Here is a 16,422-nt window from a genome sequence, read left to right as displayed (position 1 = left end):
AGCCCTTATCGGGTGCAACGACGGTGCGACGTTGCACGCAATGTCAAAAACGTTTGAATGATGATTCGTCGATCGGCGGCTGCTGGTCGGCGCCGTCCAGCATCGATACCCGGCGCGCGCGCAGGTCCCCGCCGATGGCCGGCTTCTGGTTGACCGCGATTTCCGCATGCGGCGCCGCCCGTTTCTGTTCGCCCACGTGGAAAAAGCGCATCAGGTCCTGCAGATGGATCGCCTGGGCGCTCATCTCTTCCGACGTCGCCGACAGCTGCTCGGATGCCGATGCCGTCATCTGCGTGGTCTGCGCCATCTGGTGCACGGCGTTGTTGATCTGCTCCAGCCCGGCCGATTGTTCCTGCGAGGCGGCGGCGATCTCCTGGACCAGGTCGGCGGTCTTGCGGATCGACGGCACCATCTGGTTGAGCAGGCCGCCGGCCTTCTCCGCCAGGCCCACGCTGTGCTCGGCCACGGCAATGATTTCCTGCGCCGCGGCCTGCGACCGTTCGGCCAGCTTGCGCACTTCGGCCGCCACCACGGCGAACCCCTTGCCGTGTTCTCCCGCGCGCGCCGCTTCGATGGCGGCATTGAGCGCCAGCAAGTTGGTCTGGTAGGCGATGTCGTCGATGATGCCGATCTTGCTGGCGATCTGCTTCATGGCCAGCACCGTCTCGCGCACCGCTTCGCCGCCTTCGGTCGCGGCGCTGGCCGACATGCTGGCAATGCCGTCGGTGGTGCGCGCATTGTGGGCGTTCTGGGCGATGGTGGAAGTGATCTGCTCGACCGAGGCGCTGGTTTCCTCGACATTGGACGCCTGTTGGGAAGCGCTGTGGGAGAGCGCCTGGGAAGATGAGGAAATCTGCTCCGACGCCGATGCCAGCGAGCTGGCGGTGCCGCCGACATCGCCGATCACACCGGTCCATTTGTGGATCATCTGCTGCGTGCTGTACAGCACGCTGACCTTGTCCTTCTTGCCCAGGGGAACGGCCACCGTCAGATCGCCCTCCGCCACCTGGCGCAACACGGCCATGGCGTCGCGCGGCTCGCCGCCGATCTGCGAGCGGATCGTGTAGTAGGCGAACCACAGGCAACCGAACGACAACAGCACCGATGCCGTCAACAGCCAGAATATCTTCTGCCCAAGGTTGGCGTACTCCTGCTGCGCCTTGGATACATTGGCCCGGGTGCGCTCGTCGACCAGCCGCAGGAAATCGTTGATCGGCCCCATCACTTTGCCGAACAGGGTACGGTAGGCCTGGTCGAACACCAGTTCCTGCGCCATCGCCTGGTTGGGCGCGCCCACCACAGTGAACTTGCCGCCGCCGTCGTCGAACTCTCCCTTGACGGCATGGAAGGCGGTGACATCGATCCTGGACAACTGATCCGCCTGCTGGATGGCTTCCTGCATCTTGGCCAGCTCCTGCGCGCTGAAGCCGGATTGCTTCATCAACTCGGTCAATGGCATCGGCCTGGCGCCGGGATCGGCCTGCAGCTTGCGCGCACTGACCAGGTCCCAGTTGAAGCGGTCGTAATTGTCGGGCCGCGCGCGCTTGCCGTTGCGGATGTCCATGATCATGTAGTAGCGTTCCTCATCGTTGGGATCGCCGGTGGTCACGTAGGCGCGCGCAAACTTGGTCATGTCCTCGGTGGTTCGCCGCAGCTCGTTGGCCAGCGCCGACGAGTAATAGCGCGCCTCATGCGCACGCTCGAGCTCCATGTTGGCTTCCCTGAGCGCGCCGATCAGGCCGATCACGGCCGCCATCAGGATGGACAGCACCGCCGCCAGCCAGATAAAAAGCTGTTTGATGCTCATTCGGTGGGTCATCTTGTTTCGCACGGTTCATCCCCTCTCTGCCGACGTCTCATTGCGTGGACGCCACGCCGCGTTCTGCCTGCGCCATCGGGTTGCATTGCTCCTGGTACTGCGTGTACTGCACCAGGTGCGGAATATCCAGGATCAGCGCCACCCGGCCGTCTCCCAGGATGGTCGACCCCGACAACCCCTTGACCTTGCCGAACAGCCGGCCCAGCGGCTTGATCACGGCCTGGCACTCGCCCAGCAAGCCATCGACCAGCAGCCCCGCGCGCTGGTGCCCATATTGCACGATCACCAGGCTCTTGCGCCCGCGCTCCCTGGCCGGCAATTCGAACAGTTCGCGCAGGTACACGAAGGGCAGCGGCTCGTCGCGCACCGAAATGATGTTGTGTTCGTGCTGCTGTGTGGGCATATCGATGCACTCCACCACCATGTCCAGCGGAATCACGAACACCGCGTTGCCCACCACCACCTGGAAACCTGAAATGATGGCCAGCGTCAGCGGCAAGCGCACGCGCACGATGGTGCCGCGCCCGCGCACGGTATCGATGGCGATCTCGCCGTGCAGGGCATCGACATTGCGCTTGACCACGTCCATCCCCACGCCCCGCCCGGACAGCTCGGTGATCTGCCGGGCCGTCGAGAATCCCGGCTCGAACACGAAACGGTAGATCTCGGCATCGGTCAGGTCGGCATCGGCGGTGGTCAGGCCGCGGCTGATCGCCGTGGCGAGGATGCGGTCGCGATCCATGCCGCGACCGTCGTCCATCACCTCGACCACCACGCTGCCGGATTCATGCGTGGCATTGAGGCGCAAGGTCGCCTTGGGCTCCTTGCCGGCGGCGATGCGCTCGTCGGCCGGCTCGATGCCGTGGTCGATGGCGTTGCGCACGATATGCATCAGCGGGTCGGCGATGCGTTCGATCATCGATTTGTCGAGCTCGGTTTCCGAGCCGGTCATGACCAGTTCGATTTCCTTGTTCATGTCGCGCGCGAAATCGCGCACCACGCGCGGGAAACGCTGGAACACTTCGTTGATCTGCACCATGCGCAGCGTCAGCGCGGCATCGCGGATCTGCTCCATCAGCGCGTCGATGGCCTGGGTAGCCTCTTCGAACTGGCTGTCCTTGCGTCGGCGCGCGACCAGGCGCGCACTGGCGCCGGCGATGACCAGCTCGCCCACCAGGTCGATCAGCTGGTCCAGCTTGGAGACTTCGATCTTGATGAATTTCTGTTCCTGGGCGCGGCGATCCTCCAGGCCGCGGGAACGCGCCCCGCCCAAAGAGGCATCGACCGGGCCCGCCGCCGGCAACGGCACCTCCTCCAGGGATGGCATGGCCACGGCATCATGGGCCGCATCGGCGGCCATCCCGCGCCAATCGTCTTGATTCAACGCGCCATGCTGGTGCCACATCCGGCCCAGCCGCCCCGCCTCCGCCTCGCCCAGGCGGGCCAGCAGCGCCGCGTAGTCGGACAACGGGCTGTGCGGCGGCAAAATGTCGATGCGGCTGTCTTCGCGCACGAATTCGAATACGCCTTCCAGGGTCTCCTTGCTCGAGTCCGATGCCAGGCAGATTTCGAAGCCGATGTAGCAGCTCTCCGGATCCATGGCCGCGGCGTCGGGCATATGCTCCAGCACCGGCATGATGGCGACGATGCGCCCGAGGGTGCGCAAATAGTGCAGGAAGGAAATCGGGTCCAGGCCGTCGCGCATCACATCGTCGCTGAACTGCAGCGACAAGTGCCAGTACGGGTTCGAGGCGAGCGCATCATCGGTGGCAAACGCCGGTCCAGAGGCCTGCGCGGTTTCCGCAACTGGTTGAGGCTGCGGCTGCGGCTGCGGCGCCGCGGCCGCTTCCGGCGCCTGGCTGGGCGCCGGCCCGGCATCGCGGGACAATGCATCCAGCTTGGCCTCCAGCGCCTGGCGCCTGGCAAGATCGGGCTCCTGGTCTTCCTCGCGGCGTTCGATGGCGTCAACCAGTTCGCCGATGTAGTCGCCGCATTCCAGCAGCAACGACATCAGCTGGTCGTTCAATGGCAGTTCGTCATTGCGCACCTTGTCGAGCACGTGTTCGACCAGGTGCGTGAACTGCACGATGCTGTCGAAAGCGAACAGTCCGGCCGAACCCTTGATCGTGTGGGCGGCGCGAAAAATGGCATTGACCGTGTCCTTGCCCGGCCCCTCCATTTCGATCTGCAACAGCGCGGCTTCCATCGCCACCAGCAGTTCGCGGGCCTCTTGCACCACGGCGTCGCGCGCCGAATCCTTTCTCATGATGCGCCCTCCGCCAGGCTCACCGTTTCCGCGTCGAACAGGGAATGCAACTGCAGCAGGTCGAATGCCGCCAGCACCGCCGGGCTGTAGGCCGCCACCTCCAGTTGCAGGCCATTGCGCGCGGCTTCGCGCTTGAGCAACAGCAGCAACTGGATACCGGCGGTATCGATCTCGTCCACTCTCGACAGGTCCAGCGACAGCGTCCGGCTTGCCTGCGCCAGGGCATGCAGCAATTCCGGCTTGCGTTCAGCCGCCTGAAAGATCGTCAACCCGCCGTTCAGGCTCAACAGCAGGTTTCCGTTGTGTTCGGTATGTTTGAGCTCCATGGTCTCCCCCCCTTGGCTCCCGGCCGTTCGGTTACGGCAGCACCAGCTTGGCCACCGCATCGAGCAATACCGGCGGCTGAAAAGGCTTGTGCACCCAGGCGCGGATGCCCGCCGCCTTGCCTTCCTGCTTGCGCGCCTCGCCGCTCTCCGTGGTGAGCATGATGACGGGCGTGAACCTGTAGGCGGGAAGCTGCTTCATCTCGCGCACGAAACTCAGGCCGTCGAGATTGGGCATGTTGAGATCGGAAATCACCAGGTTGAACTTGCGGCCATCGAGCTTCTTGAGCGCCTCCTGACCATCGGCCGCCTCGACCACGTTATAGCCGGCCGCCTTGAGCGCGATCGAGATGGTTTGCCGCAAGCTGAAAGAATCATCGACAATCAAAATACTTTTTTCCATGGCGGTTCCGTCAGAAGAAATCCACTTGCGGCTGCAGCGTGCCGGGCACTTGCTGGCCCGCATGCACCAGGCGTTGTTCGGGTGTGGTGTACGTCTTTTCAAGGTCGGCGAGCCACTGCTCGGGCGAAGGCAGGCGGCCGCTCCCGGTCGCATCCTTCAGGCGCGCGATATCGCGCTGGACATGGTCGAGGATCTGGCCGATGCGGTCCTGGAATTGCAGGTTGACCAGGATGTCGCAAACCTCCTGGTCGACCTCGCGGTTATCGCCCTCCAGTTGCTCGACGGTAGCCGAAAGCTTCATGGCCGACTGGCGGAAATCCGAGACCACCTGGTCGATCACGGCACGCGAATTCTCGACCAGGCCGCCGGCGCCGGCCGACAGCTCGCCGGCCACGCCGACCGCGCCCTGGATCTGCTGGCGCACGCTCCTGGCGCGGGCGGCGATCTGGCGGCTGTTTTCGGCTGAACGCTGCGCCAGCTCCTGCCAGCTCTGCTCGCTGCTGAGCAAGTCGGTCACGCCGGTACGGCCGGCCAGTTGCTCGTTTTCCTGCGCCAGGTGGCGGATCTCGTCGTTGGCCGCGGCCAGGATATCGAGCTTGCCGATGAGCGCCTGGCGCGAGGCCAGCACGCTTTCCAGCGCGGTGGCGATGCCGCCCAACTGTTGGGCGGCGTTCTGGATCACCTTGAGCACATCGGCATTCTTGCCGCCCTGGGACAAGTTCAGCGCATCGCCCAGGCGCTCATGGATGCCGACGAAACGCGCGGTCAGGTTGTCGATGGCGCCCTGGGTCTGGGTGCGCGCCAGTTGCACGTTGGCTTGCCATACCGGCAGCACCCGCACGAGCAAATCCGGAAACTGTCCTGGGGTATCGCCGGCCTCGGCGGCAACAGCGGCGGGCGATGCCGGCGCAGGTTCTGCCGCCTCGCTCGATGCAGCCCGCTGCGGCATTTCCGGCGCCGGCAGGCAGGTCAGATAAAAAGCGCCGCCGATCAGCACGCCGACCAGGCCGCCGAGCCACCAATGCTGCGCCAGCATCATGAACAGGAGCAAGTTCACAATACACAGCACCGGCAAGATATTGCGAAGCAATTTCACGGATACGACCCCAAAAAATGTTGTTGTTCTGTTGTCCCGCCGCTGCACTTCCGGCGCCCCTCCAGTATTTATCGGCAATCCGACGCTGCCTTGTTGGCAACATCCCGACTCTTTGATTGTTTTTTCTTTTTTTCAGATGATAAGCCTCATCTCCCGGCAACGGCACAACCTTTGCCGGCTGCGCTTCCGGTCTGCGACCTGTCATGAGTTGGCCATGCAACCATGACGGCGCACAAGAAGAGACGAGTTTATTGTGCCGCTTCAAGCATGTCTGCTTTTCAAGGAATAAAGGCCTAATTCCTGCTGAGTTATCAATCAAGCACGCAAATTTGGGTAAAAAATTATCGAATCGACAATTAATTTGGCGAATAACAGGCGCCGCTCCCGATTTCGCCGCTCCCTTCGGATGCCGATGGCAGGCCTGCCGAAATCATCTACAATGCCGCACCCGGTGCGCATCATCTGGATGAAGAATGCCCATGGAACTGGACAGCTACCGCTATATCGCAATCGAAGGCCCGATCGGGGTCGGCAAGACGTCGCTGGCGCGGCGGCTGGCAATGCTGTTCGATGCCTTGCCGGTGCTCGAACAACCCGCCGACAATCCTTTCCTGGCCGCCTTCTATCGCGATGCCGGACGGTATGCCTTCCAGACCCAGACCTTCTTCCTGTTGCAGCGCATCACGCAACTGCAGGCGCCGCTGGATCCGTCACTGGGCGAGCGGCGCTTCGTCGCCGACTTCATGCTGGAAAAGAACATGCTGTTCTCGCAACTGACCTTGTCCGAGGCGGAACTGCAGCTTTACCGGCAACTGCATGCGCAACTGCGCCCGCAAGTGCGGCCGCCGGATCTGGTGATCTGCCTGCAGGCGCCGCCGCAGGTGCTGCTGGAGCGCATCGCCCGGCGCGGCATCGGCATGGAAGAGGCGATTTCTTCCGACTATCTGCAGCAGCTGTCCGACAGCTACGGCAATTTTTTCCATCACTACGAAGAGGCGCCGGTGTTGACCGTCAACACCGAACACCTGGATCCGGCCCACAACGATGCCGATCTCAAGGTACTGCTGCAGCACATCGAAGCGATGCGCGGCAAGCGCGCCTTTCTTAATCAGGGAGGTTGAAACTCATGGCAGGCTATCTGCAGGAAACCGGCGCGGCCGCGCGCAGCAAACCCGTCACCACCCACCTGCTGCAAGCCATGCGCGGCAAGGGCGACAAGATCAGCATGCTGACCTGCTACGACGCCAGCTTCGCCACGCTGATGGAGCGCGCCGGCGTGGAAACCGTACTGGTCGGCGATTCGCTGGGCATGGTCTGCCAGGGCCACAATTCCACCCTCCCGGTGGCGCTGGCCGACATCGCCTACCACACCGCCAGCGTGGCGCGCGGCGCCGGCACCATGCTGGTGATCGCCGACCTGCCTTTCGGCACCTACCCCACGCCCGAAGAGGCCTTCAGGAATGCCGCGCAACTGATGCGGGCCGGCGCCCACATGGTCAAGCTGGAAGGCGGCGTCTGGCTGGCCGACACGGTCAGATTCCTGACCGAACGCGGCATCCCGGTATGCGCCCACATCGGCCTGACGCCGCAATCGGTGCACCAGTTGGGCGGTTTCAAGGTGCAAGGCAAGACCCACGATGGCGCCGCCCAATTGCATGCCGATGCGCTGGCGGTGCAGCAGGCGGGCGCCTCGCTGATCGTGATCGAGGCGGTGCCGGCGGCCTTGGGCAAAGAAGTCACCGAGCGCCTTGCCATTCCCACCATCGGCATCGGCGCCGGCCCCGATTGCTCGGGGCAGGTGCTGGTGATGCATGACATGCTGGGCGTGTTCCCCGGCCACAAGAGCCGCTTCGTGCGCAATTTCATGGAAGGCGCGCCCAGCATCGAGGCCGCGTTGAAAGCCTATGTCGCCGCGGTCAAGGATGGCGCGTTCCCGGCGCCGGAACACTGTTTCTGACTTTCTGACAGCGCGCCCATCCCGCGGCCGGATCTGGCGCGGATAAAAGAACAGCCCGGCAATGCCGGGCTGTTCTCATTGTTGCGCCGATATCGTCATCAGGCCTGGACGTCGGCATACCGCGCCAGGCTTTCCGACAAATGCGCCTGGCATTCCTCGCCATTGCTGATGGCCTTGGTGAGGTTGCGCAGCAAGCCGTCGTGCACGCCGTACACCAGGCCGTAGAAGCTCAGCTCCTGGCCGCGCTCCCAGGCATCGCTGACGATGGTGGTGCGGCAGAGGTTGGCCATCTGCTCCAGCACGTTGAGTTCGCACAGGCGGTCATGCTGCTCGGTGTGGGTCATGCCCTCATGGAAGCAGTGCGCGTGCTTCTCGTGCACGTCCTGCACGTGCTGCAGCCAGTTGTCGGCCAGGCCGACGCGGCGCTTGGTCAGCGCCGCCGCCACGCCCGCGCAGCCGTAGTGGCCGCAGATGATGACGTGCTTGACCTTGAGCACATCGATGGCGAACTGCAGCACCGACAGGCAATTCAGGTCGGTATGCACCACCACGTTGGCGATGTTGCGGTGGACGAACAACTCGCCGGGCAACAGGCCCAGCAAATCGTTGGCCGGCACGCGGTTGTCGGAACAGCCGATCCACAAGTATTCGGGCGAGCGCTGCGCGCCCAGCTTCTTGAAGAATTCGGGGTCGCGCGCGGTGATTTCCGAGGCCCAGCGGCGGTTCCCCTTGAGCAGTTGTTCCTGGATCATGTCTTGTGGGTTTGGTGTTGTCATGGTCGGCAAGATCTGGTTGTTCACGCACACGCGTCCACTGCGCGCAAAAGCGCGCAAGAAGCCGCGGGCATGAGGTTGGATGGGCGAAAGACGTGCTGCTTGCGGCCTCCGCGGGCCAGGGCCTGACATGCCCTGGCGACGATCGCGGTACTGCTGCCGGTGTCGCGCTCGCAAGATGCGGTCCCTGCGCGACGCTGCTATCGGGAGCCGTCCAGGCTCCTGTCTTTCGGCATTGCCACGGCGCATCATCAGGCGGATTCGAAGACGAATCCTTTGATGCCGTGCGCGCCCGACGCTGCGGGCGGCGCACATCGCCGCGTGTGCATTGTATAGAAAAATGCACAAAAAAACCGGCACGCCAACTGGCATGCCGGTCCATGTCGCTTACTCGAAGAATTCCTTGACCTTGTCCTTCCAGGTCTTGGTCTGCGGGCTGTGCTTGGCGCCGCCTTCGGTGGTCAGTTGCTCGAATTCGCGCAGCAGTTCCTTCTGGCGCTCGGTCAGCTTGACCGGGGTCTCGACCACCACGTGGCAGAACAGGTCGCCGGGGAAACCGGAGCGCACGCCCTTGATGCCCTTGCCGCGCAGGCGGAAAGTCTTGCCGCTTTGCGTGCCTTCGGGAATCGAGAACGAGGCCTTGCCGTTCAAGGTCGGGGCTTCGATCTCGCCGCCCAGCGCCGCCTTGGCGAACGAGATCGGCATTTCGCAATGCAGGTCGTCGCCGTCGCGCTGGAACACGTCGTGCGCCTTGATATGGATTTCCACATACAGGTCGCCCGGCGGCCCGCCGTTGACCCCCGGCTCGCCGTTGCCCGAGGAGCGAATGCGCATGCCGTCGTCGATGCCTTCGGGAATCTTCACTTCCAGCGTCTTGTTGCGCTTGATGCGACCGGCGCCGGCGCAAGTGGCGCACGGCTCGGGGATCACCTTGCCGCTGCCGTGGCACTTGGGGCAGGTTTGCTGGATGCTGAAGAAGCCCTGCTGCATGCGCACCTGGCCGTGGCCGCCGCAAGTCGAGCAGGTCACAGGCGAGGTGCCGGGCTTGGCGCCGCTGCCGTGGCAGGTATCGCACTCGTCCCAGGACGGCACGCGGATGGTGGTGTCGAAACCGTGCGCGGCCTGTTCCAGCGTGATTTCCAGGTTGTAGCGCAGGTCGGCGCCGCGGTAGACCTGCGGGCCGGCGCCGCGGCCGCGGCCACCGCCGCCCCCGCCGAAGATGTCGCCGAAGATGTCGCCGAAGGCATCGGCGAAGCCGCCCGCGCCGGCGCCGCCGCCAGCGCCCATGTTGGGATCGACGCCGGCATGGCCGTAGCGGTCGTAGGCGTCGCGCTTCTGCGGGTCGGACAGCATCTCGTAGGCTTCCTTGACCTCCTTGAACTTCTCTTCCGCGCCCTTGCTGTCAGGGTTGCGGTCAGGATGGTACTTCATCGCCAGCTTGCGATAAGCCTTCTTGATCTCGTCGTCGGTGGCGTTCTTCGCCAGTCCGAGAATTTCGTAAAAATCGCGTTTTGCCATGTTCTCTAACCCACTTTGTTATTGTGTCCGCCGCATGCGGCAATGCCCCATCCGATCGGAAGCCAACAATGTGAAAAAGCCGAGTGCAGCTTTTGGCTGCGGGACTCGGCGTGCCCTGTCTTGCGAAACTGCCGTGCAAGCCGGGAGATGCATCTCAAAAATCCGCCCGGGCCGCGCAATGCGCATGCCTGAACATGTGCATTGCGCCCCCGGGCGCGAAGTCCGATCTCTGGAGCCCTTCAATCTCCCGACACGGGTCGGGCAGGCTCCGGGACCGGGCTCGGATTACTTCACTTCCTTGAAGTCGGCGTCCACGACATTGTCGTCCTTGCCCTGGCCGGCTGCGCCTTCGGCACCGGCTGCGCCCGCGGCGCCGCCTGCTGCAGCAGCTTGCGCCTGCTGGTCGGCATACATCTTCTCGCCCAGCTTTTGCGCGGCGGTGCCCAGCGCGGCGGTCTTGGCGTCAATGGCGGCCTTGTCGTCGCCCTTGAGGACGTCTTCCAGCTCCTTGATGGCGGCTTCGATGACTTCCTTCTCGCCGGCGGCCAGCTTGTCGCCGTATTCGCCCAGCGCCTTCTTGGTCGAATGCACCAGGGCATCGCCCTGGTTGCGGCTTTCCGCCAGTTCCTTCAGGCGCTTGTCTTCCTCGGCGTTGGCCTCGGCGTCGCGCACCATCTTTTCGATCTCTTCCTCATTCAAGCCCGAGTTGGCCTTGATGGTGATCTTGTTTTCCTTGCCGGTGGCCTTGTCCTTGGCGCCCACGTGCAGGATGCCGTTGGCGTCGATGTCGAAGGTCACTTCGATCTGCGGCGTGCCGCGCGGCGCCGGCGGGATGCCTTCCAGGTTGAATTCGCCCAGGCCCTTGTTGCCGGCGGCCATTTCGCGTTCGCCCTGGAACACCTTGATGGTCACGGCCGGCTGGTTGTCGTCGGCAGTGGAGAACACCTGGCTGAACTTGGTCGGGATGGTGGTGTTCTTCTTGATCATCTTGGTCATCACGCCGCCCATGGTTTCGATGCCCAGCGACAGCGGGGTCACGTCCAGCAGCAGCACGTCCTTGCGGTCGCCCGACAGCACCGAGCCCTGGATCGCGGCGCCCACGGCCACGGCTTCGTCCGGGTTGACGTCGCGGCGCGGATCCTTGCCGAAGAATTCCTTGACCTTCTCGATCACCTTGGGCATGCGGGTCATGCCGCCGACCAGGATCACGTCGTCGATGTCGGACACTTTCACGCCGGCATCCTTGATGGCGGTGCGGCACGGTTCGATGGTCTTGCTGATCAGTTCCTCAACCAGGGATTCCAGCTTGGCGCGGGTGATCTTCAGGTTCAGGTGGACCGGCGCGCCATTGGCCATGGCGATGTACGGCTCGTTGATCTCGGTCTGCTGCGACGACGACAGCTCGATCTTGGCGCGCTCGGCCGAGGCCTTGATGCGCTGCAGGGCGATGGCGTCCTTGGACAGGTCCAGACCGTTGATCTTCTTGAACTCTTCGATGATGTAATCGATCATGCGCTGGTCGAAGTCTTCGCCGCCCAGGAAGGTGTCGCCGTTGGTCGACAGCACTTCGAACTGCTTTTCGCCGTCGACATCGGCGATCTCGATGATCGACACGTCGAAGGTGCCGCCGCCCAGGTCATAGACGGCGATCTTGCGGTCGCCCTTTTCCGCCTTGTCCAGGCCGAAAGCCAGCGCGGCCGCGGTCGGCTCGTTGATGATGCGCTTGACGTCCAGGCCGGCGATGCGGCCGGCGTCCTTGGTGGCCTGGCGCTGCGCGTCGTTGAAGTAGGCCGGCACCGTGATGACGGCTTCGGTGACTTCTTCGCCGAGGTAGTCTTCGGCGGTCTTCTTCATCTTGCGCAGGACTTCGGCCGAAATCTGCGGCGGCGCCAGCTTCTTGTCGCGCACGCCGATCCAGGCGTCGCCGTTGTCGGCCTTGACGATCTCGTAAGGCATCAGGTTGATGTCCTTTTGCACTTCCTTCTCGTCGAACTTGCGGCCGATCAGGCGCTTGGCGGCATAGATGGTGTTCTTCGGGTTGGTGACGGCCTGGCGCTTGGCGGGTGCGCCGACGAGGATCTCGCCGTCATCCTGGTAAGCGATGATGGACGGCGTGGTGCGCGCGCCTTCGGAGTTCTCGATGACCTTGGGCTGGTTGCCTTCCATGACGGAAACGCAAGAGTTGGTCGTGCCCAGGTCGATGCCAATGATTTTTCCCATGATTTTTCCTTCGATCTTTCAGCCCTGGATGCCGGGCTACAGTAGTTTTTAATGGTTTTAATATATGGAGGGAAGGCGGACTTTCAAGCGCCTGAACCAGGCCCAAAAGCAATATTTATGCCTTTTCCCCTGCGGCGCCTGCCCGCTTACTTTCCCTGCGCCACCGTCACCAGCGCCGGGCGCAGCAAACGGTCGGAAATCACATAGCCCTTCTGCAATACGGCCACGACCGTATTGGCGTCCTGCTCGGCGGGCACGGCCGAGATTGCCTGGTGCTTCATCGGGTCGAGCTTCTCGCCGGCTTGCGGGTTCACTTCCTGCAGCTTGTTCTTTTCAAAGGCCGAGGACAGTTGCTTCAAGGTCATGTCGACGCCTTCTTTCAACGACTCCAGCGAGGGGTTTTCGATTTTCAGGGCCATTTCCAGGCTGTCCTTGACGGCCAGCAACGATTCGGCGAAACCTTCGATCGCGAATTTGTGCGCCTTGGCGATGTCTTCCTGGGCGCGGCGACGGATGTTTTCGCCTTCGGCACGGGCGCGCAGGAATGCGTCCTGCATTTCGGTGGCGCGGGCTTCTGCTGCGGCCAGCTTGTCTTCCAGCGTCGGTTCGGCGGGCGCCGCCTGCGCGGTATCGGCTGCCGCTGCCTGGTCGGCCGGCGCCGGTTGCTGCTCGTGTTGCGCTTCTTGCTTTTCCATATCTTGCATTCCTGAATTACCTCCAACAAATCAAACTGTGATTGCCGTTTGCCGGCATTGCCTGCGACGACACAAGATGTCCGCCAGATGAGGCATTCCCTTCGGATTTCAAGGGTTTTTGCTTTTTCCTGTCATTTCAACAAGAAAATTGTTACCAGTGGTTACAGAAATTACCGGGCTCATCTTCAAGTTAATACGGCCTTGACCTAATATGAATTCAAGCCTGAGCTGCTTTCCCTTTTGCCCGCTCAGGCAGGCTGGACGCGGCGTCGCCCGGATTGGAACCTCCGGGCCCCGGATCCCATCCTCACATGAGGTGACATCATGAAATTGCCACTGATCGCGGCAGCCCTTCTCGTTGCCGCCTATAGCCTCCTGGCCACCGCCTGGATCAGCTACTCGCATCTGGTCGGCCTGTACGCATTGTAAAAAAGCACGCAGCCCCCGCCAGCCTTCTCGCCAGCCCTTCTTCCCCGGGCCGAAGGGAATTTCGTTCAAGCCGGATTTTCCGCATCGCAACCAATCGTCGCGCCATCGCATCCGACTTTGCCTGCCGGCAAGAAGGGGATAACCCGCTATTCTAGCAGGCCGCAGACGGCTTTTCCGCAGGTTTCGGGCGCCCGCCTCAGCGCGGCGCGCCCATTGTCGGCCAGCCGGCCAGGTGCTGTTCGGCGATGTCGGCCATGCCGGCTATCCAGGCCGGCGACTCGTTGAGGCAATCGATGAAATGGAATTCCTTGCCGCCGGCATGCAGGAATTCGGCCCGGCCTTCCATGGCGATCTCTTCCAGGGTTTCCAGGCAATCGCTGGTGAAACCGGGGCACATCACGTCCACGCGCCGCACGCCTTGCCGCGCCAGTTCCTGCAGCGTCGGCGCGGTATAGGGCTGCAACCATTCGGCCCTGCCGAAGCGCGACTGGAAGGTGACCAGATATTCGCCAGCCGCCAATCCCAGCGCCTGGCCCAGCAGGTGCGCGCTACGCTGGCATTCGTCATGGTAGGGATCGCCCAGCAGCAGCGTGCGCCGGGGAACGCCGTGAAAGCTCATGACCAGCTTGTCCGGGCGGCCATGCCGCGCCCAATGGCCGAGCACCGACTGGCGCAGCGCCTGGATGTAGCCGTCGTTGTCATGATAGTCGCGGACCATGCGCAGCTCGGGGATGTTGCGCACCTTGCGGTAATGGCCGAAGACCGCATCGAAAATCGAGGCGGTCGTGGTGCCGGAATATTGCGGATACGCCGGCAACACCAGGATGCGCTCGCAGCCCTCGGCCTTGAGCCGGTCCAGCACATCCGGCAGCGCCGGGCTGCCGTAGCGCATCGCATAGACCGCCTGCAATTGGCGATGGCCGCGCGCGGCGAGCTCCGCGCCCAGCGCCGCGGCCTGGCGTTCGGTATGGACTTTCAGCGGCGAACCTTGCCCGCTCCAGATGCTGGCGTATTTTTTGGCCGACTGGGACGAACGGAACGGCAGGATGATGCCGTTGAGGATGCACCACCAGATGGCGCGCGGAATTTCCACCACGCGCGGGTCGGACAGGAATTGTTTCAGGTAGCGGCGCACGGCGCGCGCATCGGGCGCGTCCGGCGTGCCGAGGTTGACCAGCACCAGCGCGGCGGACGGCAGGCGGTCGTGCGACTGGCGCTGAGGCAGGGACGGTTCTTTGCGAAATGCCATCGGTGACGCTCTTCTTATGATGCCAGCAGCTCGCGCGCGTGCTTGCGGGTGGTGGCGGTGATTTCCAGGCCGCCCAGCATGCGCGCGATTTCTTCCACGCGCGACTTGGCGTCCAGGCCATCGATCTGCGACAGGGTTTTGCCGCCCTCGTTGCGCTTGCTGACCTGGAAATGCTGGTTGGCCTGGCTGGCCACTTGCGGCAGGTGGGTCACGCACAATACCTGGCGCTCCTGGCCCAGGCGCTTCAACAGGCGCCCCACCACTTCGGCCACGCCGCCGCCGATGCCGCTGTCGACCTCGTCGAAGATCAGCGTGGGCGTGCCGGTGGCATGCGAGGCGATCACCGAGATCGCCAGCGAGATGCGGGCGAGCTCGCCGCCGGAGGCGACCTTGGCCAACGGCCGCGGCGCCACGCCGGCATGCCCGGCGACCAGGAACTCCACCTGTTCCAGGCCGTAGGCCGCCGCTTCGCAGGCATTGAGCGCGATCGAGAAACGCCCGCCCGCCATCGACAAATCCTGCATGGCGGCGGTGACCGCCTCGCCCAATGCCGCGGCGGCCTTGGCACGCGCGCCGGAAAGCTGCTGCGCGAGGACGAGATAGGCCGCCTTCAGCTTATCTTCCTGCGCGCGCAGCGCATCGAGGTCGCTGGCGTCTGCCAGTTGCTTGAGCTGCTCGGACAGGGCAGCGTATTCCTGCGGCAGGTCGTCCGGCTGCACATGGAATTTGCGCGCGGTGGAATGCACCGCTTCGAGCCGTTCTTCGACCGTCTTCAGGCGCGCGGGGTCGAGTTCGACGCGGCCCAGGTAATCGTTCAACGCGTACACCGCTTCCTGCAGCTGGATCTGGGCCGGCTCCAGGGCGTCGAGCACCGGCTTCAGGGCGGTGTCTACATCGACCAGCTTGTTGAGCTTTTGCGTGATCGACGACAGTTGCGACAGGATCGGCGACTCCGATTCCGAGATCGCCTCCAGCGCCTCCTGGGCGCCGCCGATCAGGGAGGCGGCATGGGACAGGCGGCTGTGCTCGGCGCTGATCTCGGCCCACTCGCCGGGCTTGACCGCCAGTTGCTCCAGCTCGGACACCTGCCACTGCAGCCGCTCGCGCTCCAGCAGCACGTTGCGCGCATTCTGTTCGAATTCCTCGCGCTGGCGCGCCAGCGCGCGCCAACTCTTGTAGGCCGCCGCCACCTGGCGTGCCTGGTCCAGCAAACCGGCCTGGCTGTCGAGCAGCTGGCGCTGGGCATCGGCCTTCATCAGCGACTGGTGCGCATGCTGGCCATGGATATCGACCAGCATCTCGCCCAGCTCGCGCAATTGCGCGGCAGTGGCGGCAATGCCGTTGACGTAGGCCTTGGAGCGCCCGGCGTTGTCGATCACCCGGCGCAGCAGCACGCCGCCGTCTTCATCGGCAAATTCATGCTCGGCCAGCCAGGCCTGCACCTCGGGCGGGGCGGCAAAATCCGCCGTGATATCGGCCTTGGCCGCGCCTTCGCGCACCACGCTGGCGTCACCGCGCCCGCCCAGCGCCAGCGCCAGGGCGTCGATCAGGATGGATTTGCCGGCGCCGGTTTCGCCGGTGAAGACGGAAAATCCGCGCGCGAATTCGAGCTCGATGGCATCGACAATCACAAAGTCGCGGATCGTGAGGGTACGCAGCATGGTGGTCAGTGGA

General features: G+C 63.7%; 13 protein-coding genes. 2 read left to right on the top strand and 11 right to left on the bottom strand.

Annotation, left to right across the window (positions count from 1 at the left end; translation table 11 throughout):
* Nucleotides 1-43 precede the first annotated feature (43 nt).
* From FB598_RS12115 to FB598_RS12095, 5 genes are read right to left on the bottom strand one after another with little or no spacing between them, the layout of a single operon-like run.
* Complete coding sequence (locus FB598_RS12115) at nucleotides 44-1,807, bottom strand: methyl-accepting chemotaxis protein (protein ID WP_221292400.1); 1,764 nt, start codon at nucleotides 1,805-1,807, stop codon at nucleotides 44-46.
* A gap of 49 nt (nucleotides 1,808-1,856) precedes the next feature.
* Nucleotides 1,857-4,085: a chemotaxis protein CheA gene (locus FB598_RS12110; protein ID WP_141914438.1), complete on the bottom strand. Its 2,229-nt coding sequence runs from the start codon at nucleotides 4,083-4,085 to the stop codon at nucleotides 1,857-1,859.
* Nucleotides 4,082-4,411: an STAS domain-containing protein gene (locus tag FB598_RS12105; RefSeq protein WP_141914439.1), complete on the bottom strand. Its 330-nt coding sequence runs from the start codon at nucleotides 4,409-4,411 to the stop codon at nucleotides 4,082-4,084. Before FB598_RS12105 ends, FB598_RS12110 begins: the two co-directional genes overlap by 4 nt.
* A 31-nt stretch (nucleotides 4,412-4,442) precedes the next feature.
* A complete protein-coding gene (locus tag FB598_RS12100; protein ID WP_141914440.1) occupies nucleotides 4,443-4,811 on the bottom strand; it encodes a response regulator in 369 nt (122 codons plus the stop codon).
* A 10-nt stretch (nucleotides 4,812-4,821) separates the two neighbouring features.
* Nucleotides 4,822-5,868, bottom strand: coding sequence for a chemotaxis protein (locus tag FB598_RS12095; protein ID WP_370511659.1), 1,047 nt, complete (start codon nucleotides 5,866-5,868; stop codon nucleotides 4,822-4,824).
* A gap of 518 nt (nucleotides 5,869-6,386) precedes the next feature.
* Here FB598_RS12095 and FB598_RS12085 point away from each other — a divergent pair.
* On the top strand, nucleotides 6,387-7,028 hold the full coding sequence (locus FB598_RS12085; RefSeq protein ID WP_141914939.1) for a deoxynucleoside kinase: 642 nt from the start codon (nucleotides 6,387-6,389) through the stop codon (nucleotides 7,026-7,028).
* A 5-nt stretch (nucleotides 7,029-7,033) separates the two neighbouring features.
* Nucleotides 7,034-7,864, top strand: a complete 831-nt coding sequence (gene panB, locus FB598_RS12080; protein WP_141914443.1) for a 3-methyl-2-oxobutanoate hydroxymethyltransferase — start codon at nucleotides 7,034-7,036, stop codon at nucleotides 7,862-7,864.
* A 98-nt stretch (nucleotides 7,865-7,962) separates the two neighbouring features.
* On the opposite strand, the gene can is transcribed toward panB, so the two are convergent.
* From can to recN, 6 genes are all read right to left on the bottom strand, one after another.
* Nucleotides 7,963-8,640 (bottom strand): carbonate dehydratase, encoded by a 678-nt coding sequence (can, locus tag FB598_RS12075; protein WP_141914444.1) that lies wholly within the window; start codon nucleotides 8,638-8,640, stop codon nucleotides 7,963-7,965.
* A gap of 384 nt (nucleotides 8,641-9,024) precedes the next feature.
* Complete coding sequence (gene dnaJ, locus FB598_RS12070) at nucleotides 9,025-10,155, bottom strand: molecular chaperone DnaJ (RefSeq protein ID WP_141914445.1); 1,131 nt, start codon at nucleotides 10,153-10,155, stop codon at nucleotides 9,025-9,027.
* Nucleotides 10,156-10,440: 285 nt separating this feature from the next.
* A complete protein-coding gene (dnaK, locus tag FB598_RS12065; RefSeq protein ID WP_141914446.1) occupies nucleotides 10,441-12,375 on the bottom strand; it encodes a molecular chaperone DnaK in 1,935 nt (644 codons plus the stop codon).
* Nucleotides 12,376-12,521: 146 nt separating this feature from the next.
* Nucleotides 12,522-13,079, bottom strand: a complete 558-nt coding sequence (gene grpE / locus FB598_RS12060) for a nucleotide exchange factor GrpE (protein WP_141914447.1) — start codon at nucleotides 13,077-13,079, stop codon at nucleotides 12,522-12,524.
* Nucleotides 13,080-13,695: 616 nt separating this feature from the next.
* The gene (gene hemH, locus FB598_RS12055) at nucleotides 13,696-14,748 is read right to left on the bottom strand and encodes a ferrochelatase (RefSeq protein ID WP_141914448.1); all 1,053 of its coding nucleotides are present in this window, start codon (nucleotides 14,746-14,748) and stop codon (nucleotides 13,696-13,698) included.
* Nucleotides 14,749-14,762: 14 nt separating this feature from the next.
* Nucleotides 14,763-16,409 (bottom strand): DNA repair protein RecN, encoded by a 1,647-nt coding sequence (recN, locus tag FB598_RS12050; protein WP_141914942.1) that lies wholly within the window; start codon nucleotides 16,407-16,409, stop codon nucleotides 14,763-14,765.
* Nucleotides 16,410-16,422 lie beyond the last annotated feature (13 nt).

Source organism: Herbaspirillum sp. SJZ106 (assembly GCF_006715495.1).
GTDB lineage: Bacteria > Pseudomonadota > Gammaproteobacteria > Burkholderiales > Burkholderiaceae_D > Herbaspirillum.
The sequence above is the reverse complement of the archived record's forward strand: the minus strand, read 5'-3'. Positions and strand labels throughout refer to the sequence as shown.